Annotated in this window: 24 protein-coding genes and 2 pseudogenes; 10 read left to right on the top strand and 16 right to left on the bottom strand. The window is 69.1% G+C overall.

Features of this window, described 5'->3' with window-relative positions; all coding sequences use genetic code 11:
* Positions 1–223 precede the first annotated feature (223 nt).
* The 3 genes from ACFVT2_RS12320 to ACFVT2_RS12310 are packed head-to-tail and all read left to right on the top strand — an operon-like array spanning position 224 to position 2,538.
* Entirely contained in the window at positions 224–1,027 is an 804-nt protein-coding gene (locus ACFVT2_RS12320; RefSeq protein ID WP_390016008.1) for a glutamate racemase, read from the top strand.
* Positions 1,024–1,851 (top strand): YitT family protein, encoded by an 828-nt coding sequence (locus tag ACFVT2_RS12315; protein ID WP_390015719.1) that lies wholly within the window; start codon positions 1,024–1,026, stop codon positions 1,849–1,851. The genes ACFVT2_RS12320 and ACFVT2_RS12315 overlap by 4 nt, the downstream gene beginning before the upstream one ends.
* Positions 1,852–1,860: 9 nt before the next feature.
* On the top strand, positions 1,861–2,538 hold the full coding sequence (locus ACFVT2_RS12310) for a DUF5701 family protein (RefSeq protein WP_390015716.1): 678 nt from the start codon (positions 1,861–1,863) through the stop codon (positions 2,536–2,538).
* Positions 2,539–2,636: 98 nt separating this feature from the next.
* Here ACFVT2_RS12310 and ACFVT2_RS12305 read toward each other — a convergent pair whose 3' ends face one another.
* From ACFVT2_RS12305 to ACFVT2_RS12280, 6 genes are all read right to left on the bottom strand, one after another.
* Positions 2,637–3,917, bottom strand: coding sequence for a hypothetical protein (locus tag ACFVT2_RS12305; RefSeq protein WP_390015714.1), 1,281 nt, complete (start codon positions 3,915–3,917; stop codon positions 2,637–2,639).
* Between the two features lie 106 nt (positions 3,918–4,023).
* Positions 4,024–4,941: a hypothetical protein gene (locus ACFVT2_RS12300; RefSeq protein WP_390015711.1), complete on the bottom strand. Its 918-nt coding sequence runs from the start codon at positions 4,939–4,941 to the stop codon at positions 4,024–4,026.
* A gap of 11 nt (positions 4,942–4,952) precedes the next feature.
* The gene (locus ACFVT2_RS12295) at positions 4,953–5,489 is read right to left on the bottom strand and encodes a hypothetical protein (RefSeq protein ID WP_390015708.1); all 537 of its coding nucleotides are present in this window, start codon (positions 5,487–5,489) and stop codon (positions 4,953–4,955) included.
* 88 nt (positions 5,490–5,577) lie between these two features.
* A complete protein-coding gene (locus ACFVT2_RS12290) occupies positions 5,578–6,795 on the bottom strand; it encodes an RCC1 domain-containing protein (protein WP_390015705.1) in 1,218 nt (405 codons plus the stop codon).
* Positions 6,796–6,905: 110 nt separating this feature from the next.
* Positions 6,906–8,120: an RCC1 domain-containing protein gene (locus ACFVT2_RS12285; protein WP_390015702.1), complete on the bottom strand. Its 1,215-nt coding sequence runs from the start codon at positions 8,118–8,120 to the stop codon at positions 6,906–6,908.
* A gap of 695 nt (positions 8,121–8,815) precedes the next feature.
* Positions 8,816–9,856: an ornithine cyclodeaminase family protein gene (locus tag ACFVT2_RS12280; protein WP_390015699.1), complete on the bottom strand. Its 1,041-nt coding sequence runs from the start codon at positions 9,854–9,856 to the stop codon at positions 8,816–8,818.
* Positions 9,857–10,083: 227 nt separating this feature from the next.
* Here ACFVT2_RS12280 and ACFVT2_RS12275 point away from each other — a divergent pair, with 227 nt between their 5' ends.
* The gene (locus ACFVT2_RS12275) at positions 10,084–10,659 is read left to right on the top strand and encodes a TetR/AcrR family transcriptional regulator (RefSeq protein WP_390015696.1); all 576 of its coding nucleotides are present in this window, start codon (positions 10,084–10,086) and stop codon (positions 10,657–10,659) included.
* A gap of 556 nt (positions 10,660–11,215) precedes the next feature.
* Positions 11,216–12,856 carry a SulP family inorganic anion transporter gene (locus ACFVT2_RS12270; RefSeq protein ID WP_390015693.1) on the top strand — a complete coding sequence of 547 codons (1,641 nt, stop codon included), beginning with the start codon at positions 11,216–11,218 and terminating at the stop codon, positions 12,854–12,856.
* 20 nt (positions 12,857–12,876) lie between these two features.
* On the opposite strand, the gene ACFVT2_RS12265 is transcribed toward ACFVT2_RS12270, so the two are convergent.
* The 5 genes from ACFVT2_RS12265 to ACFVT2_RS12245 all read right to left on the bottom strand — a co-directional run bounded on the left by ACFVT2_RS12265 (position 12,877) and on the right by ACFVT2_RS12245 (position 15,643).
* Entirely contained in the window at positions 12,877–13,521 is a 645-nt protein-coding gene (locus ACFVT2_RS12265; protein WP_390015691.1) for a hypothetical protein, read from the bottom strand.
* A 123-nt stretch (positions 13,522–13,644) separates the two neighbouring features.
* Positions 13,645–14,559 (bottom strand): class A beta-lactamase, encoded by a 915-nt coding sequence (gene bla, locus ACFVT2_RS12260; RefSeq protein ID WP_390015688.1) that lies wholly within the window; start codon positions 14,557–14,559, stop codon positions 13,645–13,647.
* Between the two features lie 183 nt (positions 14,560–14,742).
* Positions 14,743–14,883, bottom strand: coding sequence for a hypothetical protein (locus tag ACFVT2_RS12255; RefSeq protein ID WP_390015685.1), 141 nt, complete (start codon positions 14,881–14,883; stop codon positions 14,743–14,745).
* A 175-nt stretch (positions 14,884–15,058) separates the two neighbouring features.
* Positions 15,059–15,280 carry a hypothetical protein gene (locus tag ACFVT2_RS12250; protein ID WP_390015683.1) on the bottom strand — a complete coding sequence of 74 codons (222 nt, stop codon included), beginning with the start codon at positions 15,278–15,280 and terminating at the stop codon, positions 15,059–15,061.
* Between the two features lie 144 nt (positions 15,281–15,424).
* Positions 15,425–15,643, bottom strand: a complete 219-nt coding sequence (locus ACFVT2_RS12245) for a hypothetical protein (protein WP_390016028.1) — start codon at positions 15,641–15,643, stop codon at positions 15,425–15,427.
* A gap of 233 nt (positions 15,644–15,876) precedes the next feature.
* On the opposite strand from ACFVT2_RS12245, the gene ACFVT2_RS12240 reads away from it, so the two are divergent.
* Positions 15,877–16,278, top strand: coding sequence for a DUF3592 domain-containing protein (locus tag ACFVT2_RS12240; protein ID WP_390015681.1), 402 nt, complete (start codon positions 15,877–15,879; stop codon positions 16,276–16,278).
* A gap of 170 nt (positions 16,279–16,448) precedes the next feature.
* Here ACFVT2_RS12240 and ACFVT2_RS12235 read toward each other — a convergent pair whose 3' ends face one another.
* The 4 genes and pseudogenes from ACFVT2_RS12235 to ACFVT2_RS12220 form a co-directional block, all read right to left on the bottom strand.
* A complete protein-coding gene (locus ACFVT2_RS12235) occupies positions 16,449–17,114 on the bottom strand; it encodes a nitroreductase (RefSeq protein WP_390015678.1) in 666 nt (221 codons plus the stop codon).
* A gap of 67 nt (positions 17,115–17,181) precedes the next feature.
* Positions 17,182–17,910, bottom strand: coding sequence for an SDR family oxidoreductase (locus ACFVT2_RS12230; protein ID WP_390015675.1), 729 nt, complete (start codon positions 17,908–17,910; stop codon positions 17,182–17,184).
* Between the two features lie 142 nt (positions 17,911–18,052).
* A pseudogene (locus ACFVT2_RS12225) lies at positions 18,053–18,277 on the bottom strand (nitroreductase family protein); the annotation flags it as partial.
* Between the two features lie 587 nt (positions 18,278–18,864).
* Positions 18,865–20,289 carry a serine hydrolase domain-containing protein gene (locus tag ACFVT2_RS12220; RefSeq protein WP_390015673.1) on the bottom strand — a complete coding sequence of 475 codons (1,425 nt, stop codon included), beginning with the start codon at positions 20,287–20,289 and terminating at the stop codon, positions 18,865–18,867.
* A gap of 59 nt (positions 20,290–20,348) precedes the next feature.
* On the opposite strand from ACFVT2_RS12220, the gene ACFVT2_RS12215 reads away from it, so the two are divergent.
* The 4 genes and pseudogenes from ACFVT2_RS12215 (at position 20,349) to ACFVT2_RS12200 (ending at position 23,946) form a co-directional block, all read left to right on the top strand.
* The gene (locus ACFVT2_RS12215) at positions 20,349–21,092 is read left to right on the top strand and encodes a TetR/AcrR family transcriptional regulator (RefSeq protein WP_390015671.1); all 744 of its coding nucleotides are present in this window, start codon (positions 20,349–20,351) and stop codon (positions 21,090–21,092) included.
* A 165-nt stretch (positions 21,093–21,257) separates the two neighbouring features.
* Positions 21,258–21,629 (top strand): VOC family protein, encoded by a 372-nt coding sequence (locus tag ACFVT2_RS12210; RefSeq protein ID WP_390015668.1) that lies wholly within the window; start codon positions 21,258–21,260, stop codon positions 21,627–21,629.
* A 16-nt stretch (positions 21,630–21,645) separates the two neighbouring features.
* A pseudogene (locus tag ACFVT2_RS12205) lies at positions 21,646–22,776 on the top strand (IS630 family transposase).
* 45 nt (positions 22,777–22,821) lie between these two features.
* Positions 22,822–23,946, top strand: coding sequence for an IS630 family transposase (locus ACFVT2_RS12200; RefSeq protein ID WP_390015666.1), 1,125 nt, complete (start codon positions 22,822–22,824; stop codon positions 23,944–23,946).
* A gap of 436 nt (positions 23,947–24,382) precedes the next feature.
* On the opposite strand, the gene ACFVT2_RS12195 is transcribed toward ACFVT2_RS12200, so the two are convergent.
* Positions 24,383–25,168: a hypothetical protein gene (locus ACFVT2_RS12195; protein WP_390015663.1), complete on the bottom strand. Its 786-nt coding sequence runs from the start codon at positions 25,166–25,168 to the stop codon at positions 24,383–24,385.
* Between the last annotated feature and the right edge of the window lie 1,145 nt (positions 25,169–26,313).

Raw genomic sequence — 26,313 nt, 5'->3', positions numbered from 1 at the left:
AGACCGAAAGGCGAGGGGTATGGCACAGGGCGCCACAGGCACTACCGGCACCACAGGAACCGCAGGCACTACAGGCATCACAGGCACTACAGGCATCACAGGCGCGACAGGCATCACAGGCGCGACAGGCATCACGGGCCGATCCGCACCCGAAGGCGGCCGCAGACACACACGCCGCGGCAACTCCGCCGCACCGGCCGGCGCACCCCCACCCGGCCGCCGTCTGAAGATCGCGCTCATGGACGCCGGAATCGGGCTGCTGGCGACCGCCGCCGCGGTACACCGGCTACGCCCCGACGCCGCACTCGTCCTGTCCTCGGACCCCGACGGGATGCCCTGGGGGCCACGCACCCCGCAGGAGCTGACGGCCCGCAGCCTCGCCGTCGCCGAAGCAGCCGCCGCACACCGCCCGGACGCCCTGATCGTCGCCTGCAACACCGCCTCCGTGCATGCCCTGCCCGCCCTGCGGACCCGCTTCGAGCCGCAGCTGCCGGTCATCGGCACGGTCCCGGCGATCAAACCGGCCGCCGCCGGTGGTAGACCGATCGCGGTCTGGGCCACCCCCGCCACCACCGGCAGCCCCTACCAGCGCGGCCTCATCGACGAGTTCGCGCGTGGGGTGAGCGTCACCGAGGTGCCCTGCCCCGGCCTGTCCTCAGCCGTCGAGAGCGGCGACGAGGCCGCCATCGCCGACACGGTCGCCGCCGCGGCGGCCCGCACCCCGGACGACGTACGGGCCGTAGTCCTCGGCTGTACCCACTACGAACTCGTCGCCGAGCACATCCGCGCGGCCCTCCGACGGCGGCCCGGTCTGCCCCCGCCGGTACTGCACGGCACAGCCGGCGCGGTCGCCGCCCAGGCACTACGCCGGATCGGCGCACACCCCGCACCGGAAGCCCCCGCCGCCGGCACCTTGACCGTGCTCCTGAGCGGTCGCCCGGCGACGCTTCCACCGGCGGCACTGACCTACGCGGAGGGCCGACTGCTACAGGCCCTCACCCCCACGGCCCGGGCAGCTCGTCCGTGAACGACAACGCCACGGCCCCCCGCAACCCCCGGACCCGCACTCCCGAACACCCCGCCAGTCCCCCACCACGCACCCCGCGCCCCGCCCTGCCACCCCTCACCCACGTCCCGCTCCGCCGGCAGCCGTTGAGACGCCTGCCCCAACTGTTCGTCGGCCTCGCCCTGTACGGATTCAGCCTGGCGGTCATGGTCCGGGCCGCGTTGGGCGTGAACCCCTGGAGCGTTCTGTACGAGGGGCTGGAGCACCACACTTCCCTGAGCTTCGGCACGATCAGCGCCCTCCTGGGGGTGCTCGTGCTCCTGCTGTGGATTCCCCTCAAGCAGAAGCCGACGTTCGGCACCGTCGCCAACATCGCCGTCCTGGCGTACGCCTCCGACCTCGGCCTCTCGCTCATCCCCCCGCATCCCGGCCTCCCGGCCCGGGTCGGCCTCCTCGTCGGGGGTGTCCTCCTCAACGGCTTCTCCGTCGCCGTCTACGTCGGCGCGCGCTTCGGCCCGGGCCCCCGCGACGGACTGATGACCGGCGCATCAGCCACCACCGGGCGCTCCATCCGCCTCATCCGTACCCTGATCGAGATATCCGTGCTGACCGCGGGGTGGCTGCTCGGCGGGAGCGTGGGCGTCGGCACCGTGCTGTACGCGCTCACGGTCGGCTCGATCACTCAGCTCTTCCTGCCGTGGTTCGCCTTTCGCGACGACGGCGCGGACACCCGGACGTCCCACCTCCGTCGTCGTCTTCGTCGCGCACCCGGGAACAATCCGTCGGGCCGCCGCGTTGGGCTCGGGACCACTGCTCTTCCAAGTTCCCCGAACCGCGAACCCTGAGGGATTGCCGTGCCCATAGCCGCCCCCACCGCCACCAGCGACCTCACTCTTCCCACCCTCGCCGCTCAGGCCGAGCACCTGATCGACCTCGACGTCCACGAGATCGCCGGGCTGTCCGCCGCCGAGCTCCGCACCTTCGCCGACGAGCACACCGGCGAAGGCGGCGCCCTCCTCGCCGTCCACCCGGACCGCGCTCCCGCCTCCGCCCTCGCCCCGTTGCTCCGCCACGCGGGCAAGCCCGGTTTCGTCGTCACCGACATGACCGACGTCGACCGGTTCGCCCCGCTCGACACCGTCGAACTCCCCGGCTCTCCGCTCTACCTCCTCACCGGCCTCGACCGCGGCGACCACATGGCCAACTGGAGCCCGAACGAGGCCCTGCCCGCCCTCACTGCGGAATCCCGCACCCCGCTGCTGCTCAGCGAGGGCATCCACTGGGTGCTCCAACAGCCCGCCGTCCTGGCGTCCAACCACTGCTTCATGACCATCGGTTCCCGACTGCGCAAGGCGAACGGCGCCCTGGACGCCCGCACCCCGGCGCTCTGGATCAGCAACGGCATCGGGCGGGACGGTCGCGAGCGCCGCAACGCTCCCAAGGTCGGCTGGTGCTGGGCGGGCAATCGGCACACCTGGTTGGGCTTCGCCTCGGTGACGGGCCGCAGGCCCCGGGGGCCGTTGCCACAGTGAAGTGATCCATCGGACCGCCGCACGCAGAGTGAGGGGCCGGCAGCCCGGCCCCTCACCCGTCGTCGTCTGTGGTCAGGACGTCCGCTCGTCCCCTTGCTCTACCGGTCGGTACCGGTTGCCGGTGCGCCCGCGTCCACGGGAGTGGGGGCGGTGGGCCGGTCGGAGCGGCAGCGGCTCTTCTCCGCGGCGGTGAAGGGGCCGGTGCGCTGGTAGATGCGGTCGGGCACCAGAGGTGACGGGCCGTCGGCGACGATGTGCAGGCGGATCTGCTTGTCCGGGGCTTCGCCTTCGTCGACGAACCAGCCGTCGACGCGATGGCGGCCGGCCTGGCTCTCGATCCAGGACACCTCACCGGCCTCGATGGTCTCGTGGATCTTGCGGTCGGTGGCGGTGTCCCAACGCCACGGCTCCGGTGAGGTCTTGGCGAAGCCCTTGGTGAACTGCTGGTGGAGGTTGTCCTTGGGGTTGGGCAGCCGGTCGATGTCGGCGCTCTCGCTCAGGTTGTCGTAGGCGCGACCGGTGAAGCCGACCGGGCGGTCGTGGTTGACCGTGTTGCGGCTGCAGTTGAGGTACGCCTCGCCGACGACACGGGCTTTGTCGTAGTAGGTGTAGGAGTAGGGCTCGTCGACCGTGAAGGTGCACGTGTTGCGGCTGTTGGCGCAGTGGTCGGCGGCTTTTCTGGCGTCGATGCGGTCGTTCCCCTCGAAGGCTTCCGGTGCGGGCAACGCGGTCTTGCCGATGGTCTTGTCGACCGGGGGCGGTACGTCGGTGGCGCGGACCTTGGCGAGGAGCGGGCCGCAGTCCCAAGTCCCCTTCGTCTGCGCGGAGGCGAAGGTGATCAGCGGTTCGTTCTCGTTGGCGGTGAAGGTGTAGGTGCGGTCGCGGTGCCAGTCGGTGCTGCCCGGGTCGGTGGTGAAGGTCTGCCGGGTGCCGCCGGAGCCCTGCAAGGTGTACGGCTGGCCGTTGGCGATCTGGTCCTTGGAACAGGCGCTCTTGAGGCCGCCGGTGCTGTCGTCGAACGTGACGGTCACCTGCGCACCGGCCCGCACACCGCGCAGGCGTTGGCTCACGCTCTGGTCCGTGGTGCGCTTGTTGCGCAGCAACAGGGCGGGGAGCCCGTCGGGATGCTTGGCGTCGGCGGGCAGCAGCCGGAAGGGGTACTGGACGGTCCAGCCGGTGAGTTTGTCGCCGCTGCCACTTGCGGTGAAGCTCGGTGCGGTGAAGTCACCGTTGATCACCGGCACTTGGCGGGTGGCGGGATCCGCGAATGCCTGCGGCGCGAGGGCCGGCCCGGCGAGCAGGGTTCCGGCCAGGGTGACGACGGCGGTGGCTGTGCGTGCCGGGCGGGGCCGGTGGGGGGATCGACCGGTTCGGGTCACGGGCTCTTGCGGGCCTTTCGTACGAGGTCGGCGGGGAGCGGGGTCAGGCCGTCGGCGGTGCGGGGCACCGGGGTGGCGCGGCCGGTGCCTGGGGCGGCGGCGTGCGTCACGGGCGCAGCCGGTTGCAGGCGCCGGCGGGCGTGGTGTCGGTCCGGGCGATGAAGGAGCTGGAGTTGACCGAGGACGGGGCATCCACGACCACGTTGCTGATCCGCTGACCGTTGTTGGTGGTCAGGACGCCGGAGATGCGCTCCATGGCCGCCTCGGCGGCGAAGATCAGGGTGTCTCCGTTCTTGACTTCCATGTGGTAGACGGTGGACTCGGTGTGCGTGGTGGTCCAGGTGCGCTGGTAGTGCGCCTTGAACGCACCCGAGAAAGTGGCCTTCAGGCCCATGTCGCCGCCGACCTTGCCGCTGGCGTTCGCGCCTACCTTGGCACCGGCCTCGGCCATCGGGCCCTTGGACATGTCGGGGGTCTTCGCAGTCACACTGCCCTCGCCGTTGACTCCTGCCGACACCTCCCCGTTGACGTTGATGTGACCCTCCAGGGCGATGGACCCGGTGATCTCGCCACCGAGGTTGTCCTGGCTGCCGGTCTGGAGCTGGACGGTGCGGTCCACCTTGATTTCCTTGTGGGTGCAGTTGATGACCGCGTTGCCCAGGGACTTCACCACACTGGTGAACTGCAGGGGCAGGGCCCGGGTCATTTTGAAGTTGCAGCCCTTGGGGTTCTTGTTGCAGTAGCGCAGCACCGGGGCCACCGACGCCATCGGCTTGTTGTTCTTGTCGTAGGCCCGTGCCTGGGGAATGGCGGGACGGTCCCCAGGCACCAGGCCGGAGGAGTCCTGATCGTGCTCCGCAGCCCCGGCGGCCGGCAGCGCGACCTGGCCGTGCGGCTGGGGCAGCGGCTGCGCGGCCACCGAACCGGCGGCCGGGAGGAGCGCTGCCAGGGCCAGAGCGGTCACCGGCAGGACGCGGGAACGCCGGGCCCGACGCCTACGGGGAGCGAGGGAGGAACGGCTCATGATGTGGTCGCTCACTTGGCCATCGCCTCGCACATGGCGGTGAGGGATTCCTCATCGTCGTGGTGCTCCAGCGCCGCCCCCGGCAGCATGCTCGCGAAGTTGTCACAGGTGCTGCCCACCGCGGCGCCGGCGTCGTTCTGCGCCTCGGGGTGGAAGTCGTTCAACTTCTGCTGGGTGTCCGTCATCCCCTGCTTCTGCTCCGCTCCGTCACCGGCCAGCTTGCCCATGCACTCCTTGGACTCCGGCTTGCACTCCGCGACCTGGTCCTTGGCCTTGGAGATGTCCTCCTTTGCCGCCGCGGAGTCCTTCGACACCTGCTCCCGCCCGGAGTCGACCTGCTGCTCCTCCTGATCGCGCTTGTTCTCCTCCTGGCACTGCTTGTCGTTCTCGTCGCACGGAGGCTGGGGGGCGACCACGGCCGGCGCCGAGACGGTACGCGGCGCCGGGAGGGTGGCCGCGGTGGCGCCCGTCGCGCCGTAGAGGGTGGCGGCGCAGACGGCGGCGGTGAGGGCGAGGGCGGCGCGGGTTCGGGTGGTACGGAGGTTCATTGGCTGTCCCTTTCGAAGGGGGATCGGTGGAGAGGTGATGGGCACGACGGCGCGGGGAGCGGCAAGCGGCGCCGCCGTGCCCGGTTGCTCAGTACGCGAAGCTGAAGGAGGAGTTGCGGCCCACGGCCAGGTGGTTCACGCCGCTGTGCGCGGGCAGGACGGTGACCGGCTTGTCCGCTCGGTCCGTGGGCACGGTGTTGCCGTCGCCCAATTCGCCGCTGGCGTTCGAGCCCCAGCCGATGACGGATTGGTCGTCGCGGAGGGCGAGGGTGTGGTCGCGTCCGGGGGCCAGTTCTCGAACGCCGGTCAGCCCCTCGATGGCGACGGGGGTGGTGCGGTTGGTCTTGGTGCCGTCACCGAGCTGGCCGAGGTTGTTGCGGCCCCATGCTTTGACGCTGCCGTCCTCAAGGACCGCGAAGTTGCCATGGGCGCCGGCGTAGAGTTTCGCCACGCCTTCGAGGTGCTGCACGTCGACCGGCGAACTGCTGTTGGTAGTACTGTCATTGCCCAGTTCGCCGTGGACGTTGTAGCCCCAGGTCTTGACCTTGTGGTCGCCGGTGACAACGCTCGCGTGGAGCCCTCCCGCGGAGAGTGCGGTCACTCCCTGCACTCCGGCCACCTGCTGTGGGGTGTTGCGGTCGGTGGTGGTGCCGTTGCCCAGCTGACCGTGACTGTTGTTGCCCCACGTCCAGACAGTACCGTCCTGACGGAGCGCCAGACTGTAGTGGCAGCCGGCTGCGATGGCCTTGACCTTGTCCAGGCCCTGCACCGCGACCGGCCTGGCAACCCCGGTGCTCTTCGCGCTGTTCGTACCGTCGCCCAACTGTCCGAACTCGTTGTAACCCCAGGCCATCACCCGCCCGTTCTTCAGGGCCAGGGCATGGTTGCAGCCCACGGCGATCGACCGAATGCCGTCCAGTCCCGCGACGGCGGCGGGGAAGGAGCGGGCCGTGGTCGTTCCATTGCCGAGTTGGCCGTAGGTGTTGTTGCCCCAGGACTTGACCGTCCCGTTCTTCAGCAACGCCACGGCGAACGGGCCCGTGGTCGTGACTCCACCTGCCTCCAGCGACTTGACGTCCTCGCGCGCCAGTCCCTGGACGGATCCGGGTGTCTGTTGCGGCACGACGGAACCGTTGCCGAGTTCACCCGAGGCGTTCTGGCCCCAGCTGTAGACCCAGGGGTCGGGTGACGCGGTACCGGCCGCGGCCGGTACGGCCGTCCCGGCGATCGCGGCCAGCGCCGCGGCGGCGGTGACCACACCGCACACACCGCGCAGCCGGCGCCGGGTACGTCGGGCTTTCTGCATTCCCAGCATTCCCTGCATTCAGGCACGCCTTTCACAGGTGGTGGCGCAGAGACAGGCTCCAACGCCGTACGAGAGGGGGTGAGGTCCTGCGCACGTGGCAGGAGGAGAAGTCAGTACGCGTAGCTCGAATTGCCGGCCAGGGACGCGGCGACGTGGTGGAAGTCCCCATGGGTGGCGGTCACCGGCGCGTAGCGGGCGTGGGCGGTGCCGTCGCCGAGTTGGCCTTCACCGTTGGCGCCCCAGGCGACCACCCTGTCGTCCAGGATGGCGAGGTCGTGGCCACGCCCCGCGGCCAGGTCACGGGCCCCTTCGAGCGCATCGATCACGACGGGCGTGTTGCGGTTGGTGTGGCTCACACCGGTACTGTCGGACGGGTCCGACTCCAACAGCTGCCCGTCCTTGTTCTCCCCCCACCCGTAGACCGTGTCGTCGTTGCGGATCGCGAAACTGTGGTCCCCACCCGCGGTGATCTTGCGGATGTCCCGCAGCCACCGCGCCTTGACCGGTGCGTCGCTGCTTGCCTTGCCGGTCCCGTCGCCCAACTGCCCCTTGAGGTTGTCCCCCCAGGTCCAGACAGCACCGTCCTCCGTGCGCGCAAGCCCGTGGTGGCACCCGGCCGCGACCTCCGCGATGTGGTCCAGTCCCTTGACCTCCTGCGGAACGGACTCGGACTTCCGGTCACCGGTACCGAGTTGGCCGCGGGCGCCGTTGCCCCACGACCACACCGTGCCGTCCTCCATCAGCGCCAGGCTGAAGTCGCACCCCGCAGCCACCTGCCGCGCCATCGAGATGCTCGGCACCCGCACCGGGACCGTACTGTCGTCACCGGAACGGTTGTTGCCCAGCTGACCGACGCCGTTGTCACCCCAGGCCCAGACCCGGCCCTTGCTGATCGCCAGCGCGTGCGCACCGCCCGCCGCGACGTCGCTGACGTCCCGCAGCCCGGTCACCACGTCCGGGGTAGCCCGATCACTGCGGCTGCCGGTGCCCAACTGGCCTTCCGTACCGTGCCCCCAGGCACGGACGGTGCCGTTCTCCAACTGCGCCACGGCGAACGATTCACCACTCCCCGTTCCCCCCGCGGAGATCTTGCGCAGCTCACCGCGGTGCAGTCCCGTCACCGGGCCCGGCGACCAGCGGTCCCCGGTCCCCCCACTGCCCAACTGGCCCGCATCGCCCGCGCCCCAACTGAACACCTCCGGCCCGGGGGCAGCCTGCGCCACCCCGGCGGCCGCCGGCCCGGCCAGCGCCGCCAGCACCGCGGCGACCACCGGCGCCGCCTGCCTGGCACCCCACCGCCTGCGCGCCCCACTCGTCCCACTCATCGTCCTTCTCAACACCCGCTCCTCTCAAGAGAGTTAACTGCCACGGCAGGCCGTTGATCTACGCTGCCGGGCACGAACGGATCTTGCGATCAGACGACTCCAACTATGCGCACCCGCCCCTCCGACCACCCCATACGGTGGATCCGACACTCCAATGGGCTAACGCGCATATGAGTGAAGCCGGTCGAGCTGCTATGACGCGCTCACCGCAACGACATCCCTCCGAGGCGACACCTCGACCGTGAGGGACCGGAACGCCTCCGCTCATATCCCCTCTTCGGTAGGCGAGTTGGAGCACGCGAACGGTGGCACGGCTGGTCGGCCCGCCCTGCCGCCCGCGCCCTTTCACCGCGCCTGGGCGGCCCACGGCGTCCACAGGCGCGCGGCGCGCGCTGCGCGGCCATCGAGAGATCCGGCGCATCGGACAGCGGCACCCGCCCCAAGAACCCCGCTCCCACCCGCAACGGTGAACGCCACTCGATCCCACGGGAGTTGACGTCTCGGATGCGAGTCCAAGGCGGGCCGAGACCAGTCCGGCAAGACGGCCAAGACGATCAAGACGGCCAATGCTGTCCTGGACAACGAACCGCCAGCCCCGCCAGGCACGAAATAAACCAGCGGGATCTCACGAGCGGGCAGGCGCCAGCCAGGAACCAGCCAGCCTTGAAGTGGGTCGCCCCGCCGGGCGCGGACCCTCAGAACGTCTTGAGGTCCGCGATGCTGCGGACCGACGTCCCGATCTTGAGGGCCCGGGCCCGCTCGCATACGGCGACGGCAGCCGCGAGGTCCTGTGTGGCGGCCCCGATCGACTTGAACACGGTGACGTCATCGGCCCGCCGACGGCCCGGAACCTCCGCCCGCAACAGTTCGGTCAGGGTGGGGACGGCCGAGACCGCCTGCCCGTCGAGTTCGCGCCAGGCAAGGACGTCGCCCGATTCCGCGGCGACGGTGTCGGCCTGGACGTCGAAGACAACGGCGTCGGCCCGGGTGAAGATGGGGACGTCGAGCTCCCGGCGGGACGGCATCGTCGAACCGATCGACACGATGTGTTGCCCCGGTTCGATCCACTCACCGCGCAGCGCGACCGGGCCGCCGGCACCCGTGTTGGTCGCCGCGACCACCACGTCCGTCGCGGCGACCGCTGCCTGGGCGGTGTCGACCGGCACCACCTCGATGCCGAGCGCGGCACCCATCCGCTCGGCGAACGCCGCCCGCCGGGACGGCCGGGGACTGAACACCTTCGCCCGTTCGATCCTGCGCACGGCAGCCACGGCCGCCAGGTTGGTTTCGGCCTCGACGCCGGCCCCGATGACGCCGACGGTGGTGGCGTCCTCCCGGGCCAGGTGCCTGGTCGCCACCCCCGAGGTGGCTCCGGTACGCGCGGCCGTCAGGTAGGCGGCGTCGAGCATGCTCGCGACCACGCCGGTCTCGATGTCGCAGAGGACCACGAGATAGCGAACGCCCCGCTCGAACGAGCCGTGGAACATCTTGAGGCCGAGCACCCCGGCCCGGCTCATGATGGCCGGCATCACCCGGAAGAACGTGCCCTCGACCGCCAAGTTGGACCGCGGTGGTAGCGCCAACTGCGGCCCGGGAGCGTCGCCGAGCGCGGCCTCGATGGCGTCGACGATCGCTGCCATGTCGCAGGACCGGCGCACCTCGTCATCGCTCAGCAGCAGGGTTGTGCCTTCCGACGCCGCGCCACCACCGACGGTGGGGACTTGTTGCAGTTCCATGCTTCTCCTCAAAGGGCCCCAAGACCGGGGCGGAGAGGGCGACTTGCGTGCCGGCTCGCGCTCCGTCGTCGGATGGCCCCGGTAAAAGTACGGGTCTGGCTCTGGACACGTCGCGAGCGTAACAGAATTTGTGACCACTGGTCACAAATGCGAGCGCAACCGCTCCTCCCCCTCCGGGAAGCCCTCGCCGCCGGTCCTCGTATCGGTGGTCTCGTACAGTCCTGACCATGGATGATGCCGCGACAGGCCGAAACCGCCCGGGACGCCCCGCACAGCTCAGCCGCGACCGGATCGTCGACGCCGCACTCTCGACCGGGAACCTCGACACGCTGACGATGCGGGAGTTGGCCGCCCGCCTGGCGGTGTCCCACTCGGCCCTCTACCGCTGGGTCAAGAACCGCGAGCAACTCTTCGACCTGGTCAGCGAAGTCATGATCGAGCGCATCCTCCCCGCCGACGGCCCGCCCGGGGATCGCTGGCGGCCCTGGCTCGCGAACGTCGCCCGGGCCATGCACGATCAGTTCCTCGCCGTGCCCGGCTACGCCACCCGCACCTCACGACCGCACCGCCACAACTCCCACTCCTTCGGACGGCTACGGAACGAGGTCATCGCCGCCTTCACCAACGCCGGGGTCCACCCCGACCTGGCCGAACAGAGCTGGTACATCTTCATCACCTCGGTCGTCAGCTGGCTCGCCGCCCAGGAGAATCCACTCGACCTCGGCCACAGCGCGCCTCGCTTCGAGCTCTTCCTCGACGTTCTCCTCCGCGGCCTGCCCGCGCGGGAACCAGGCACCGCATGACGACCAGAATTCTCCATTCCCCGTTTCGCGCGTCACATGATATCGATGTGCTATTGAAAGGGCTTTCAGCGGGGCGACCGGACGACCGACAGTTCCCGCCCCGGGGTTAATTCCCGAACCCCATTTCCCACTTGTCCCGCCGTAACGCATATGCCAGCTTGAAGAACAGTCAGCCGCATGGAGACGAAGGCAACCATGCCGTACGGCCTGGACAGTTGACCCCACCGGTTGAGCGTTTTCACGCCACTTCCGCTTCGGGTGTTTCGCGTTTCGGCCAACCATGTCGGGGATTCCCTTTCCCGATATGAACGACCAGCGGCATCTTTCGGGAAAGGGTGGGAACCGCGGTGGAGCGTCGAAGAAACAGGGACGGAAAGGCGCCGGTGGACCGGTCGCGTTCGGGCGCCGGAGGCGGGGCGGCCCGGGGCGGCCGAGTCCGGTCGATCACCGCGGCAGGCATCCGATGAACCCCGGACGGGGTCGGCCGCCGCACCCGGTCCGGGTGGGCCGGCGACGGATCTCCCCGCTCCTGCCGACCAGGGCCGATGGTGCGGCGATGCGCCGGGCACCGCGCAAGGACATCTTCGCCGGGCTGACCGTCGCGGTGGCCGCCCTGCCGCTGTCCATCGGGTTCGGGATGGCGTCCGGGCTGGGTGCCCGCGCGGGACTGGTCACCGCCGCGGTGGCCGGGTGCCTGGCCGCCGTGTTCGGCGGCGCGCGCCTACAGATCACCGGACCGAGCGGTGTGCTGGCCGTGGTGCTCGCGCCGATCGCGCAGGCACACGGAGCGTCCGGTGTGCTCACCACCGGGCTGCTCACCGGGACGATGCTCCTCGGTCTCTCGCTGGTACGGGCCGGCCGGTACATGCGTTGTGTGCCCGCGCCGGTCGTGAAGGGCTTCATCCTCGGTGCGGCCGTCGTGATCATCGCGCAGCAGATTCCGCCGGCGTTGGGACGGCACGTTCCGCACGGGGAAGCCGTCGCGGCCAGCGCGGTGGGGGCGGTCAGCGGTTTCTGCGCCGATCCGGACTGGCCGGCCCTCTGCATCACCCTGGGGACCCTGGCGGTCAGTCTGCTCGGAGCCCGACTTCGGCCGGCCCTCCCCTACCCGCTCCTGGCCGTCACCGCGGCCACCGCCGTCGCCGCGGCGGCACACCTTCCGCTGGCCCGGATCGGCCACCTGCCCACCGGTCTGCCGACCCCGTCCCCGGGCTTCCTCGCTCCGGGCGAGATCCTCGCGCTGCTGCCCACAGCAGTCACGCTCACGGCTCTGATCGCGTTGGAATCCCTGATGACCGCGGCCGCGGCGGACGCACTGAGTGGCGGCGAACGCCACGACGGCCAGCGGGTGTTGTTCGGTCAGGGCCTGGCCAATCTGGCGGTTCCGTTCTTCGGCGGGGTGGCCGCCACCGGCACCGTGTGCCGCACCGCCATCAACGTACGGTCCGGGGCGGTGTCCCAACTGGCCGCACTGACGAACGCCGCCGTCGTGGCACTCGTCGTCCTGGTTGCTGCTCCGCTGGTGGCCGCGGTGCCACTGGCGGCGCTGGCCGGTGTCCTGATCGCCACGGCGACGCGCATGATCGACATCGCCGCGCTGCGTGCCCTCGGGCGGGTCGGGCGCGGCCAGGCCGCGATCGCCGCGCTCACCGGGGCGCTCACCCTGACCGTCGACCTGGTGACGGCGGTGCTCACCGGAACCGCCCTGGCGGCGGTCCTGGCGTTGCGTACGGTGACCGCGACCGCTCGCGTCGAGCAGGTGTGGGTGCCGGTCCAGGGAACCCCGGCCACCGGGACGGGACCGGTGCCGGTGGCCTCCCCGGAGAACCAGATCGTGGTGCACCGCTTCGCCGGCCCCCTGCTGTTCACCACCGCGGACCGGATGCTGCGGCCGGTGTTCCCGTCGCCGGGCCGGGCGGTGGTTCTCGACCTCGAACGGGTCACCGGTCTGGACACCACGGCGATCCTGACCCTGGCAGAGGTCATCGACCAGCATCTCCGGCGGGGCACCGTGGTCCACCTGTCCGGTGTCTCCGATCCGCACCGCGCCCACCTCGACGCCCTCGGTGTCCTGACCGCACTACCGCCGGGCGCCCTCTTCGCGACCGCCGCCGAGGCCGTCGCACACGCCCGGGCCCGCCTGCTTCCGGTCACGCCCACGCCCCAGGAGGAGCCCTCCTCCCCTCCGCAGATCTGAGGAACGTCCGGCCGACGCCCTCAGTGTCCGAAGGGCGGTTCGAAGCAACCGCTTTCCAGGTAGGGCCCATTGGTCCGCACCTGGTAGTTGGTCTTCTGCACGAATGCGGTGACACAGGCGTCCGGGTGGACGCGGAGGCCGATCCGGGTGCCTTCCGGTGTCACGTAGTGGTCGCCCTCGAAGCGGGATTCCATGCCCTGTACGGTGAGTTGCCCGCCGGTCCGCTCGCCCTTCGGCCCGGTCCGCTCTTCCTCGTAGCCGAGCCCGATGAGCGCGGCACGCACGCTCTTGGGGTCCCATTTCTTCTGTTGCCAGAGCCTCTTGAGGACCGGTTCGATGCGGGCGGCCTCGTGCTGTGCGTCCTTCTCGCTGGCGGGGGACATCTCTCCGGGGCGGCGGAAGGCGTTGTTGTCGCCGTAGTGCGGGGCGCCGTCGTGGGATCCCGGTTCTGCGTACGGGCTGGCGCCGGGCGGTGTGGGAGTGGTGGTGGGGCTGGCGGTGGAAGGGTGACCGTGGCTGGCGCCGGGGCCCGCCGTCGGGGTCGGCGCGCCGGCGGCAACGCGCTGCTGGCCGCAGGCTGTCAGGGCCAGGGCGGCGCTGAGGAGGAGGGCGCCGGTGGCCGCGCGTCTGTGTCTTCGTGCGCGAGGGACTGGGGAGTTGGGCATGTGCGTCACTCTCTCACGGTGCGGTTGCGCGGGTGCCGGGCACGGGCGGGCGGTGGCGGTTGCCTGGCCACCGGTGCTGCGCAGCAGCCGGCGGTGCACCGTCCGGCGAAGGGTGGGAGGAGGTCATTCGCCGGGGGCGAGGGTGCGCGCGAGGATGCGTGCCGCGTCCGCAATCAGTGCGTTGTCCACCGGGGCGTCCTTGGTGGTCTTCGACGACAGTACGGCCAGCACGATCGGCGTCTGCCTGGTGGTCCAGGCGACGCCGATGTCGTTGGCGGCGGCGTAGTCACCGGTGCCGGTCTTGTCGCCGATGATCCAGTTGTGCGGCAGTCCGGTGCGGAATCGTTCTCCGCTGGTGGTGTTGCCCCTGAGCCAGGTGACGAGTTGCTCGCGATCGGCGTCGGCCAGCGCCCGGCCCACCGTCAACCGCCCGTAGCTGGTGCCGATCGCCTCCGGTGTGGTGGTGTCGCGCAGGTCGCCGGGGACGGCGGAGTTGAGGTCGGTTTCCCAGCGGTCGAGTCGGCTGACCGGGTCGCCGATCGACCGGAAGAAGCGCGTGAGGCCGTCGGGGCCGCCGATCTGGCGCAGCAGGAGGTTGCCGGCCGCGTTGTCGCTGTACTGGATCGCGGCCGCGCAGAGGTCCCGCACCGCCATGCCGGTGTCCACGTGCTCCTTGGTCTTCGGGGAGTTCGGGAGGATGTCCGCCGGCGGATAGTGGATCACCTTGTCCAGCGGCGCGCAGCGTGCGTGGTCACGGAGGACCGCGGCGGCCGCGACCGTCTTGAAGGTCGAGCACATCGCGAACCGCTCCTGCGCGCGGTAGGCGACGACCTGCCCGGTGCGGACGTTGCGGGCGTAGACGCCCAGGCGTGCCGCGTACCGCTGCTCAAGATCATGCAACTCACGTGCCGTGCCACGTAGTTGACGCGTAGCGGTTGCCGATGCGGACGACGACGCGGCGGTGGCGAGTACGGCGGTGGATGCGGCGAGGCCGGCCTTGAGCAGGCCGCGTCGGGGCAGAGGGGTGGCACTGGTCATGCGCAGGGGTCTCCCGGTTCGTCCGTGGTGAGGTCCTCGAAACCTCGACCGCGCGAAGCTTCGACATGGGACAGCGAAGCAGCAGAGCTCCACCCATGTCCAAGAGTGAACATTGAATCCGCCATAACTTATTGATATAGGAAGTCGCCTCTCCGGCCTGCGAAAACACCGGATCATGCCGCCTTACGTCAGCACCAAATCAGCACGGTGCTGGGTCAGCGCCAGATCCATCACCTTCACGGCCCGACCCGTCGAGTCCGGAGTGAGGTGTCCGTACGTGTCCGCCGTCTCCTTGATGCTCTTGCGTCCGAGCCACCTGGACACGTCCAAAAGTGGCAGACCGTTGCTGAGTGCGGTCGTGGCGAACCAATGTCTTGTGTCCGCAGAGGCCGTGTGCAGATGAGACCGTGTGGTCATTGAGCAGCCATGCCGAGGACGCCGCATTCGTCACGTTGACCGACGTGCGTGTTGCATTCCAGCGACGTCTTTATGATGCAGATCACTGCTGTTGGTGGGTTGTTGAAGCGTCCTCGATCACGCGACGTTTCTTCCACGGTGATCCGCAGAGCCTGTTCAGCGCGGCCAGGCGACTTGGTCGATGCTTGCCGGGTGCGGCGACTTGGGAAGCCGGTTTGGACTTCATGGCCTCGTGAGCGAGACGGTGGTGGTCAGCCTGCCGCATCAGCTCCCGGTGACGCAGCTGGTGGATCTCGATGCCCATCCTCGTTCCTCCTCCTGCCGGGTGCTTCAGCCGGCCCGCTGATGCTGTGGCTTGCCCCAGGGACAAGGTCAACGAGCGGCTTTGGCTGCGAAGAGAGCGAGTCTCCGATGCCCGCAGGGCCACGATCCCGAGGATGTGCGGGTCTCAACTGCACGATCCAATGACCGTCGCCGACGAACGGCCGGAGGGGAGCCGGGTGACGAGGCTCGCGTCAGCGGCCGTCTGCCGAAGATGGACGATCTCCTCGTGTTGAGCGGCGAGCCGGGCCAGGGCCTGAGTGCGGAAGTCGGTGGGCTCGTCGATCGTCTGCTCCGACTGGGCAAGCCGTTCCTTGAGCTTGGCCGTGGCGATGCGCTTCGACAAGCGGGCTTACGTCTTTCACGGGACGGTCACTCTCGCCGCGATCAGACTGTGGCTCCGGTGATGACCTCGGCTTCAGGGAGCGGGGCGGCCCTTCGTGGCCCCCCGCCACGACCACGGAAGCCCGAGGGGCGGGTGTGCCCGCGCACCTTCGTGAACCATCGGGCTGCGTGCCGCGTCCTCCTGATGCGCGGCCCGTGCCGGGCGGGCGCTGTGCGAGGGAGAGCAGCGGACGGATGACGGGTGAAGCGATCGGTATCGGCCTGGCTGTATTGGTGGGCCTGGTCAGTCTGTGGGCCGGTGCGCGCGAGGCACGGCTGCAGATGCGGCTGAGCCGCTACGGGTTGCACGCCGAGGGGGTGGTGGTGGACCAGGAGCATGCGCCCGGGGACGATTGTTCGACGCCCGTCATCGAGTTCACCGACCGGCAAGGCCGGCCCGTCAGGTTCCGGCCCGTCGCGACGGGGCTGGGGCTGGGGGTGCCCCTCGGAGCCCATGTTCCGGTCGTCTATCTACCTGAAAGGCCGGAAAGCGCAAGGGTATTCACCCGGAAGCACCGTCTCTCTCTGATCGTCGGCCTGTCCGCCGGAGGCATGATCTTCCTCGGCGTCGCGGCTGGGGTCGTGCTCACGCGCTGAGCCTGTTCTCCCTCCTCGTTCTCGCTGACGGATCCACCGCCGGACCCGTCACGGGACCCGTCGGACACGCCCTAGCCAGCCGGCCTGCCCCGAGCAGGTGGGACATCCGCGGCGAAGCTCTTCTGTCCAGGCCGGCCGTGATCGTCACGCAGCCGCGGATCTACCCGGATCTATCCCCCGACGAACGTGACGGTCTCGTCGAGCGGCGCCCGGCCCGTACGGACGTAGCCCACCGCGCGGTCCTCGAAGCCGATCGACATGCCGCAGAAGAGGATGAGCTCGCCCGGGGGTGACAGGATCTCCGCGACAGTCCTGCGGTACACCGACCACGCCATCTGCGGGCAACTGTGCAGCCCTTCGGCGCGCAGCAGCAGCATGACCGTCTGCAGATACATGCCGACATCGGACCACTGAGGCCGGCCCATGTCACGGTCGATGTAGCAGAACAGGGCGGCGGGCGCACCGAAACAGTCCCAGTTCGCCGCAGCGGCCCGCTGGCGCGCCTCCCAGTCTTCGCGCTCGATACCGAGTGCGCTGTAGCGCTCATGGCCGAAGGCGGATCGGCGCTCGTGGTACGGAGACTTCAGTGCGGGCGGGTACATCTCGTACTCCCGCTCGTCCCAGGGGTCGCATGCGGCCACCCGCTCGCCGGCGCGCTTCTTGAGCTCGGCCAGCGGCCCACCGGTCACCACGTAGGAGCGCCACGGCTGGATGTTCGATCCGGACGGCGCCCAGGCCGCAGCCGACAGCGCCCGCTCCAGCACCCGTCGCGGGACGGGCCGGTCGGTGAACCCGCGCACCGCCCGTCGGCTCGTGACAGCCTCATAGACATCCACGATCAGCTACCTCCGTCGATCATCTACCGCTCTCAACTGCTCCATGGACACGCAGGAGGCGGGGATGTCAGGAGAGCCAGTCGGCGTAGTGGGTGGGGGAGAGGCGGGCGTTCTTGTCGGTGAGGACGTCGCCCTTGACGACGGCGAACATGCCGGCGGTGGGGTCGGTGACGACGGTACGGCTGTCGCCCTTGTGGGACAGGGTGATCCGGCCCAGCTCGTCCAGGGGGAAGACCTCGGGTCCCGCGATGTTGCGGATGCCGTTCAGCGGAGCCCCGGCGGCGACCTCCGCCACCGCGGCAGCCACGTCCTTGGAAGCGATGGGCTGGATGGGCGTGGCGGGCAGCCGGACGGTGTCGGCGTCGGCGGTCCAGGACAGGACTGCGTCCATGAAGTCCATGAACTGCGTGGCCCGCACGATCGAGTAGGGGATCGGCCCGGCCGCGAGGATCTTCTCCTGGAGCGCCTTGGCGCGGTAGTAGTCCAGCTCCGGCACCTGGTCCGTGCCGACGATCGAGAGGATGACGAAGTGGCCGACGCCGCCCTTGTGGGCCGCGGCCAGGAGGTTGTCCATCGAGGTCTGGAAGAAGGCGAGCGAGGCTTCGTCGAAGGTCGGGGAGTTGGTCAGGTTGACGACGGCGTCGGCTCCCGCCACCGCCTCGTCCAGCCCCTGGCCGCTGATGATGTCGACTCCGGTGGACTTCGAGTGCGGTACGGCCTCGTGTCCGGCGGTGTTCAGGTTCTTGACGACCTGCGAACCGATCAGTCCGGTACCGCCGATGACTGCGATCTTCATAACGCGCCTTTCATCGGGATTACTGCGCAATATGGCATATACAACGCTATGTGGGCGGGGCATGAAACGGCTCGCTGATCGGCCAAGTTCGTCGGTCGACCAATGAAGGGCGGCGTCAGAGTCCATCGACGAACGTGACCGTCTCGTCGAGCGGCGCCCTGCGCTCGTGGTACGGGGACTTCAGGTCGGGCGGGTACCGCCGGTACTCCGGCTCGTCCCAGGGGACGCCCGAGGCCAGGCGCTCGCCGGCGCGTTTCTTGAGTTCGGCCAGCGGGGCGCCGGTCAGCACGTAGGTGTGCCACGGCTGGATGTTCGATGCGGACGGCGCCCAGCCCGCGGCGGACAACACTCGTTCCAGCGTCCGCCGGTGACCGCATCGACCACCGTCACCGCGTCTGCTCGGGCACCGTCCGAGCGGCTCAGCCGCCGCGGGCGGCGGGTTGTCCGCGGGGCCAGCCGTGATCCGTAGCATCAGGCCATGAGCACCACCCGCCGTCGGCCTCTTGGCCACGGCCTCAGCAGCACGACGCCGCCGTCTCTCCCGTACCTGTGACGCGGCAGGTCCAGCGCCACGTGCGCGCCGCCGAGGCCGATGTCGAGGGGGGGCACCCCTGCGGCTTACCGCTGGCCTGTCCGTGTTCCGCGAACTCGGCGTCCCCGGGCCCCGCGCCATCAGTGAGCCGCCACCACAGCCGCACGGAACCGTGCTGGGCTGATCTGTTCAACCCGGCGTGGGGCCGTCATTCTGCGTGTCCTCCTACGTAATCGCCAATCGGAAGGGCGCGGCGGGACCTGGTCCCGCCGGGCTCCTCCGCGCCCTGCTCGTGCTGACCGACACCGAGGTTCAACGTTGACGGACGATCACCAGCAAAGGGTCACGCTTCCGGCTGGTACGAGCATCCCCGTCGCGACCCACGCCAGCCCCATGACCTGCGCATTCAGGATGGAACGATCTCATTCGCCGATGCTCTGGCCCGAGCAGTCGTTGATCGCCTGGTAAGCCAATGTCTGGAAGTCGTTCACCAGGTGCGGTGAATCCGGGGTGTCCATCGCCGTCTGGGTCAGCAGGATCAAGGTGAGGTCCTCGGCCGGGTCCATCTGCACCGACACGCCCAATCCGCCGTCCCAGCCGAACTGGCCGACACCGGCGAAGCCCAGTCGGCGGGTGCGTACGCCCATTCCGAAGCCGAAACCGCCGTGGTTCCCGAAAAGCTCGGGGAACTGGTCCTTCTCGATCTTCTGTTCCGGCGTCAGCTGGTCGGCGGTCATCAGCTCAACCGACTGCCGGGACAGGACACGCACTCCGTCCCCCATGCCCTTGTTGAGGAGCATCCGACAGAACGCACGGTAGTCGTCGGCGGTCGAGGCGAGGCCGCTGCCGCCGACTTCGAACGCTTGCGGCTTGCTGAACCGGCCGCCGGCCGCCTCGTCGTACACCGCGAGGTCAGCGGTCTCCGGGTCGTGGGCGTAACTGGTCGGCAGTCGGTGGATCTTCTCCTGCGGTACCCAGAATCCGGAGTCCGTCATCCCGAGCGGCGCGAAGACGCGCTCCTGCAGATACGACCCGAACGACTGTCCTGTAACCCTGGCGATGAGTATGCCGAGCACATCGGCCCCCGTGTTGTACAGCCACCGCTCTCCGGGCTGGTACATCAGGGGAAGCGCGCCGAGACGGCGCATCCATTCATCGGGCTCGCCGGACGGGAAGGCGCCGTCGCTATAGAGCCCCGACTCGCGCATCGCGACCTGGATGGGGTAAGTGTCCGGCGCTGCCACGACCGCTCCGAACCCGAACGTGAAGGTCAGCAGGTCCCGCACAGTGATCGCGCGGCGGGCCGGCACGGTATCGTCCAGCGGGCTGTCGATCCGCTTGAGCACCTGTCGGTCGGCGAGCTCGGGCAGCCAGGGGACGACCGGGTCGTCCAGGCGCAGTCGGCAGTCGTCCACGAGGGTCATGACGGCCGCCGCGGTGACCGGCTTGGTCGACGAGGCCATCCGGAAGATCGTGTCCCGGCGCATCAGCTCGGCGCCGCCCGTGTGCAGCGTTCCCATCGTCTCGACATGGGTCTGCCCGTGCCGGTCGACCAGGGCGACAAAGCCGGGGATCGCGCCGGAGTCCACAGGCCCGGCCAGGGTGTCGCGCAACCTGCGCAGACCGTCTCGAGTGAACGCCGAGCCCTCCAGGCTCAGTTCGCGGCGCACCGTCCTCGCGACCGCCCGGTCGGCCCGGCCGACGGCCCGTGTCACTTCCCGGTTCACGAGCTCGGATACCTCGCGGCTCAGGTTTTTCGACATGACGTCTCCCTCGTTGTGACGAACGGTGATGAACGATCCACAGCTTCTTCGAACATCGTACGGCGATCCGAACAGTGTTCGCAAGTACGTACGGCGTGCGGAGCGAGAGATATCCTGAGCCGCAGAAAGAGGAGGCCGCACGCATGCCGGTCGACAAGAAGCAGCCGATTCCGTCGGTGTGGACCCGCCCCCAACGCCGCAAGCGGGAACAGCCCGCGCTGAGCCCGGAGCAGATCGTCTCCGCGGCCGTCCGGCTGCTGGACGAGGAGGGGATCGACGCCCTGAGCATGCGCAACCTGGGCACCCGTCTGAACGCAGGCGCGGCCTCCCTGTACTCGCACGTGGCCAACAAGGACGAGCTCATCGAGATGGTCGTCGACGAGATCTACGGCGAGATCGAGGTCCCGGACGCCGGGGCACGGGCAGACTGGCGCAGCGCCGTCGGCGACTGCGCCCACAGCCTGCGGACAGCGATTCTGCGGCACCCCTGGATGGCCTCCGTCCTCGGCGGGGTGGGGATGTCGCACCTCGGGCCGAACATGATGCGGATCTCCGAGACGATGCTCGACGTGCTCCAGAAGGCGGGCTTCCCCGCGGACGAGGCCGATCACGCCGTGACCACCCTCACCGCGTACGTCATCGGCATGACCACCAGCGAGGCCGCCTGGCTGACGATGCTCGCCCGCAGCGGAAAGGACGAGCGGGAGTGGATGGAGCGCCTGTGGCCGGCTGCCGAGGAAGCCGCGCAGGACCACCCCCAACTTCGGGAGCAATACGCCTCGCTACGGGGAAAGGACCCGCGCGAGATGCGCGACGACAAGTTCGCGTACGGGCTTCAAAGGGTTCTCGACGGCCTGGCAGGCCGCATCGTCAGAATTAGCGAGTAACTGTCGCCCCGAGCCGGTCGCCGCATGAACGAGATCAACCAGACACCCGCATCCAGCCGCCGCGCGAGCCAGCCCGCTGTCCAGTACCGCACCAGGCAACGTTTGCCCCGTAGTTGGGGACATCGTTCATATCGTGGGTCTGTCGGCGTCTGCCAGAATCGGCGGATGCTGAGCATCGGAACGATCGTGATGGGGGCCGCGGATGTGCGGCGGGCTGCGGACTTCTGGGGTCGGGCACTGGGCTACGTCCCTCGGGATGGTGAGGTGAAGGACGACTGGGCGGTATTGGTGCCGGCCGACGGCTCCGGTGCTGCATTGGCACTCGACCTCAGTACGACGCCCGTGCAGGAAATCCCGAGAGTCCACCTGGATCTCTATGCCAGTGATGCCGCCGATCAAGAAGCCGAGGTAGCACGACTGATCTCCCTGGGCGCTGAACGCGTCGACTGGGACTTTTATCCGGACGGCGCCGACTTCGTCGTGCTCGCCGATCCCGAGGGCAACCGCTTCTGCGTCATCGACGCCAGTCACAGCTGACGGACACGGGGCTCGGATGGCGGAACGCGTGCAGGTGCGGGAGATCGACAGCGATGAAGGCCGGCGGCTGCTGCAGATCATCCGGCGGGGTACTGGGTCGGTGGTGACCTGGCGGCGGTCCCAGATGGTGCTGTCGTCCGCACAGGGCATGCCCGTGGCAAAGATCGCCGAAGTCACCTTCACCAGCGCCGACCAGGTCCGGGACGTGATCCACAACTTCAACGCCGACGGCTTCGAATCCCTCTGTCCGAAGTACAAGGGCGGAAGGCCGAAGACCTTCACGCTGCCCGAGCGTCGCGAGATCAAGAAGATCGCCAAGTCCAGGCCGGCTGAGCGCGGCCTGCCGTTTCGACCTGGAGCCTGACCAAGCTGGCGGACTTCCTGGTCGCCGAGGGGGTGGTCGACGACATCAGCCACGAGGGCCTGCGAATCCTGCTCCATGAGGAAGGCGTCTCGTTTCAGCGGCTGAAGACCTGGAAAGCCTCCCGCGATCCGGACTACGCAGCCAAGAAAGCACGCGTGGAACACCTGTACGCGATCGCCGATGACGAGGTCATCCCCGAGGGAGGCGAGCCGGAAGTGGTCTTCTGCCTGGACGAGTTCGGGCCGTTGAACCTCCAGCCGCATCCGGGCCGGCAGCGGGCCGAACGCGGCGGCAAGCACAAGAACCTCGACCGCGAGCCCAGACCCCGGAGACGGGCGACGTACACCCGCCCACACAGGGTGCGGCACCTGTTCGCCGCCTACGACCTGGCCCGGGACAAGCTCTACGGCCATATCAAGAAGACCAAGAACCGGTCGAAGTTCCTGGAGTCCTGCCGCTGCCTTCGCACCCTCTATCCACCGACAGTCCGCCTGGCGATCGTGTGCGACATACTCTCCGCACCTGACCACCAAGCGGTGCCGCCGTGTGGCGGACTGGGCTCAGGCCAACAACGTCGAGATCGCCTACACCCCGACCAACTCCTCGTGGCTGAACCACATCGAGGCCCAGTTCATGGCCCTGCGCTACTTCACCCTCGACGGCACCGACCATGCCAGCCACAAGGAGCAGGGCAGCATGATCCGCCGCTACATCATCTGGCGAAACCGTCACGCTGACGATCAGCGGCTACGAGCCGTGGTCGACAAGGCGAACGTCTCCTGATGCGGCACTAGTGTCCTGCGCCAGTAGTTGATCGTTAGTTGTTGTGTGACTTCTTCTTCTGCTGGTGCGTCAGTTCCTCGTCGGGGCCCGAAGCTGGAGCCGTTGCTGCTCTGTGATGAGGAGCGGGCGGTGTTGGAGCGGTGGACGCGCCGGGCGACGTCGGCTCAGGCGTTGGCTTTGCGGGCACGGATTGTGCTGGCGTGTGCGGGGCCGGAGGTGCCACCGATCGTCGCAGTCGCTCGGGATCTGCGGGTGACTGCGGACACGGTCCGTAAGTGGCGGCGGCGGTTCCTGGCCGACCGACTGGACGGCTTGACCGACGAGCCTCGGCCGGGGAGGCCGCCGACGGTCGATGTCGATCAGGTAGAGGCAGTCGTGGTCGCGACGTTGGAGGAAATCCCGAAGAACGCGACTCACTGGTCTCGGAAGTCGATGGCGGACCACAGTGGCCTGTCGAAGTCCACCATCGGCCGGATCTGGCGGAAGTTCCAGCTCAAGCCTCATCTCGCAGACACGTTCAAGCTGTCGACGGACCCGTTGTTCGTGGAGAAGATCTACGACGTCGTCGGCCTGTACTTCAATCCGCCCGAAGGCGCGGTCGTGCTCTCGGTGGACGAGAAGTCCCAGATCCAGGCGCTGGACCGGTCCCAGCCGGTTTTGCCGATGATGCCGGGCATGCCCGAGCGCCGGACCCACGACTACGTCCGCAACGGCCTGACCACCTTGTTTGCGGCCTTCGATGTTGCCACCGGCGAGGTCATCAGTGCCCTGCACCGCAGGCATCGGGCAGCGGAGTTCAAGAAGTTCCTGATCAGGATCGACAAGGAAGTGCCCGCGCACCTCCAGGTCCATCTGATCGTGGACAACTACGGCACCCACAAGACTCCCGCGATCAAGGCGTGGCTGGGTAAGCACCCGCGGTTTCAGCTGCACTTCACCCCGACCGGCTCCTCGTGGATCAACCAAGTGGAGCGGTGGTTCGGCTTCCTGGCCGACCAGATGATCCGCCGCGGCGCACACAAGAACGTGCAGGCCCTCGAAGCCGACATCCGCACATGGGTCAAGAACTGGAACGAGGACCCCAAGCCATTCATCTGGACCAAGACGGCCGAGGAGATCCTCGACTCCCTCGCCCGTTTCTGCCGACGAATCTCCGGCGCAGGACACTAGCAGCCCACGGCCATGTGCGGCTCAGTGTGCCGAGCCGAGACAGCTGTCACCTCGTCACGCTGACTGTGACCAAGATCGAGACCGGCGAAATCGCGGCACGAGTTGACCCGCACACAGTGAGAAGACATGGCAAGGGGAACACCGGCTGCGAGGAGGAGGCGCCCATGCCCGTTCCTTCCACGGCTTGTTGAGGAGGTCGTGGGGGAAGGGACCGCCGTGGCTTGTGTCGGACGACCTGTGGGGTTGGGTTAAGCCGTTGCTGCCAGTGCGGCAGCAACGGCTCCACAAGCTCCGTCACACATCGCTCAACGACCAGGCGTCACCATCGCCCTTCCCCTCCCAGGCATCGAGGAGTGACAACGGCCGCTCCCGATGCCGGGATCGGTGTGGTCGAGCAGGCGTGCCTCGGACCCCGTTCCCGGTTCCGCGGCGTCGGTCAGGAGCCGACGCAGACGATTCCCAGCAGGCATACGTTCGTCGGGGACGTCGGCTGGGCGGTCGGCGGTGTCGAAGCGGCCGGTGCGGGGCGCGTCGGAGAGGTACTGCCCGCGCCGGAGGACGCGGTGGCCGCGGGGGCGGTGGCCGCGGGCGCGGTGGGTGCCGGTGCTGCCGCGGCGGCATGGTCGACGTGCGGTCGCTCGGCTGGCGTGGGCGTGCTGTGCGACGTCGTGAGCGGCGCCGCGGCCGGGTGGGTCATGGCGTGGGAATCCGGATGCCGGAACGTCGTGGCAGAGGGAGGCGTCGCGGCGGTGTTCTGATCGCGGCCGGCCGTCGCAGGCGGGCGGGTGCCGGGGTGCTGTGCGGCCGGCGTGCCCGGATCCGCCCCCGGTGCGGAGGCGAGCGTCGTGGTTCCGGAAGCGGACCCGCGCTCCGGCTCCGGCGTCGTGGCCGCCTGGGTGTGGCCGGCGGAAGGCTTGTTCTGTAGCAGAGAGACGGTCAGGCCGCCGCCGACCAGGGCAACGGCGGTCGCGGCCGCGGCCCGGCGCCGGTGCTTCTTCCAACGTGCGAGCTGGCGCCGCCGGGCCGCTCGTCCCTGCCCGGTCGAGGCCGTGACGTCGGGGCCGCCGGACGAACCGGCCTCCGACGCGTCCGGCAGCTCGGCGCGCGATGCGCCGTCGGCGATGGGGGCGGCATTGGAGTAGTGAGCCCCCGAGCCCTGGTCGCGTCCAGGGGCCTCGGAGCCCGCTGCATGCCATGCGTCCCACGCTGCGGGGGCGGCCACCGCTGCGTGTCGGCGGTGGGTAGGCGGGGCTATGTCCGGGGCGTAATCGCCGCACCCGGGGCACACCAGTGCCCCGTTGAGAGTCCGACTGCACGACGAGCAGTAGTCCATCAGGGATCTTTCTGTGCTGACTGCGTCGCCAGGGGTGCCGACGACCTGACCAAAATTCGCACGCGGGATCGGGCGGCGAGTAACGCTAACGGCACACCACGGTCTCGACGCGTAGACCATCTGACACTCCCGTGATGCTTATGTGTTGATTCCATGGTGATGGGCGCCGCAGTCCGGACATGTCATGGCGAATGCCCGATGAACCACTGGAGACGCTGGACTCGGCAACGCGCCCGACGGCCCTGCCAACCACTCCCCAAGCGACCCTGGTCCCGCCCGCGAGCGGATCGCCGCTTCCCCGGAACGCGCCATCGACCGCGGCAAGACGATCCGAGACCGATCGCCTTGCCGCCGCTGATGCCCTCACCCGGTGCGCCTTCACCGGAAGCCTCGACTAGCGACCCCGCACGTGATCGCGTGCCCGATCTCACCGTCCGGCATACGGAAGGCGCGCTCCAGTCCCCAGTCGCCAGTCGCCGACCGAGCGCTTCAGCTGGCCGGTGCAGCTGGCTCGCCCCGCCCGCCAGGCAGCCGCGTTGCAAGAGGGAACCCCAAGCTCAGAGCGCAGGATCGATTCCCGTTCACCCGCTCCATGACGAAGGCCCTGGTCAGAGACCAGGGCCTTGTCTGTTGTCTGGACCTCTCGCGGGTCGGCGTGCCCTCCACGTGCCCTAACTTGCGGAAGTGACCTGACTGGGCGGGGGCGCTGACGGGCCACGCAGGACGCCCGGACATGGATGCGACTCGAATGGCGAGACCGCCGCAGCGAAGAAAGCCGGAAAGATCGCCCTCGCCCGCATCGCCGCAGCATTCGCCTGACACCCCGTCACAGCTGCCGTTCAGGCACCACAGGCAGAGCAGCACAGGAGCCAACCTGGCCGACGTCTCTCAGGAGGTGCCACAAGACCCGACCCGGGGCTGCCCGGCAGCTCAGCCTGACAACACTGGATAGCGAGCGAGAACGTGGGGCCGGAGTCCAGTCATGGTCGAGCAGCAGCCGACAGCGCTGACGACGAGCCACCAGGCGACTGTCA

The organism is Streptomyces sp. NPDC058000 (assembly GCF_042886435.1).
Lineage (GTDB): Bacteria > Actinomycetota > Actinomycetes > Streptomycetales > Streptomycetaceae > Streptomyces.
This window is presented reverse-complemented; position numbering and strand designations above follow the sequence as displayed.

Coding starts and splice junctions, on each gene's coding strand:
- ACFVT2_RS12300 (WP_390015711.1), bottom strand. CDS start 4,941: ATGAGCCGTTCCTCCCTCGCTCCCCGTAGGCGTCGGGCCCGGCGTTCC.
- ACFVT2_RS12295 (WP_390015708.1), bottom strand. CDS start 5,489: ATGAACCTCCGTACCACCCGAACCCGCGCCGCCCTCGCCCTCACCGCC.
- ACFVT2_RS12290 (WP_390015705.1), bottom strand. CDS start 6,795: ATGCAGAAAGCCCGACGTACCCGGCGCCGGCTGCGCGGTGTGTGCGGT.
- ACFVT2_RS12285 (WP_390015702.1), bottom strand. CDS start 8,120: ATGAGTGGGACGAGTGGGGCGCGCAGGCGGTGGGGTGCCAGGCAGGCG.
- ACFVT2_RS12280 (WP_390015699.1), bottom strand. CDS start 9,856: ATGGAACTGCAACAAGTCCCCACCGTCGGTGGTGGCGCGGCGTCGGAA.
- ACFVT2_RS12275 (WP_390015696.1), top strand. CDS start 10,084: ATGGATGATGCCGCGACAGGCCGAAACCGCCCGGGACGCCCCGCACAG.
- ACFVT2_RS12270 (WP_390015693.1), top strand. CDS start 11,216: ATGCGCCGGGCACCGCGCAAGGACATCTTCGCCGGGCTGACCGTCGCG.
- ACFVT2_RS12265 (WP_390015691.1), bottom strand. CDS start 13,521: ATGCCCAACTCCCCAGTCCCTCGCGCACGAAGACACAGACGCGCGGCC.
- bla (WP_390015688.1), bottom strand. CDS start 14,559: ATGACCAGTGCCACCCCTCTGCCCCGACGCGGCCTGCTCAAGGCCGGC.
- ACFVT2_RS12250 (WP_390015683.1), bottom strand. CDS start 15,280: ATGGGCATCGAGATCCACCAGCTGCGTCACCGGGAGCTGATGCGGCAG.
- ACFVT2_RS12240 (WP_390015681.1), top strand. CDS start 15,877: ATGACGGGTGAAGCGATCGGTATCGGCCTGGCTGTATTGGTGGGCCTG.
- ACFVT2_RS12230 (WP_390015675.1), bottom strand. CDS start 17,910: ATGAAGATCGCAGTCATCGGCGGTACCGGACTGATCGGTTCGCAGGTC.
- ACFVT2_RS12215 (WP_390015671.1), top strand. CDS start 20,349: ATGCCGGTCGACAAGAAGCAGCCGATTCCGTCGGTGTGGACCCGCCCC.
- ACFVT2_RS12210 (WP_390015668.1), top strand. CDS start 21,258: ATGCTGAGCATCGGAACGATCGTGATGGGGGCCGCGGATGTGCGGCGG.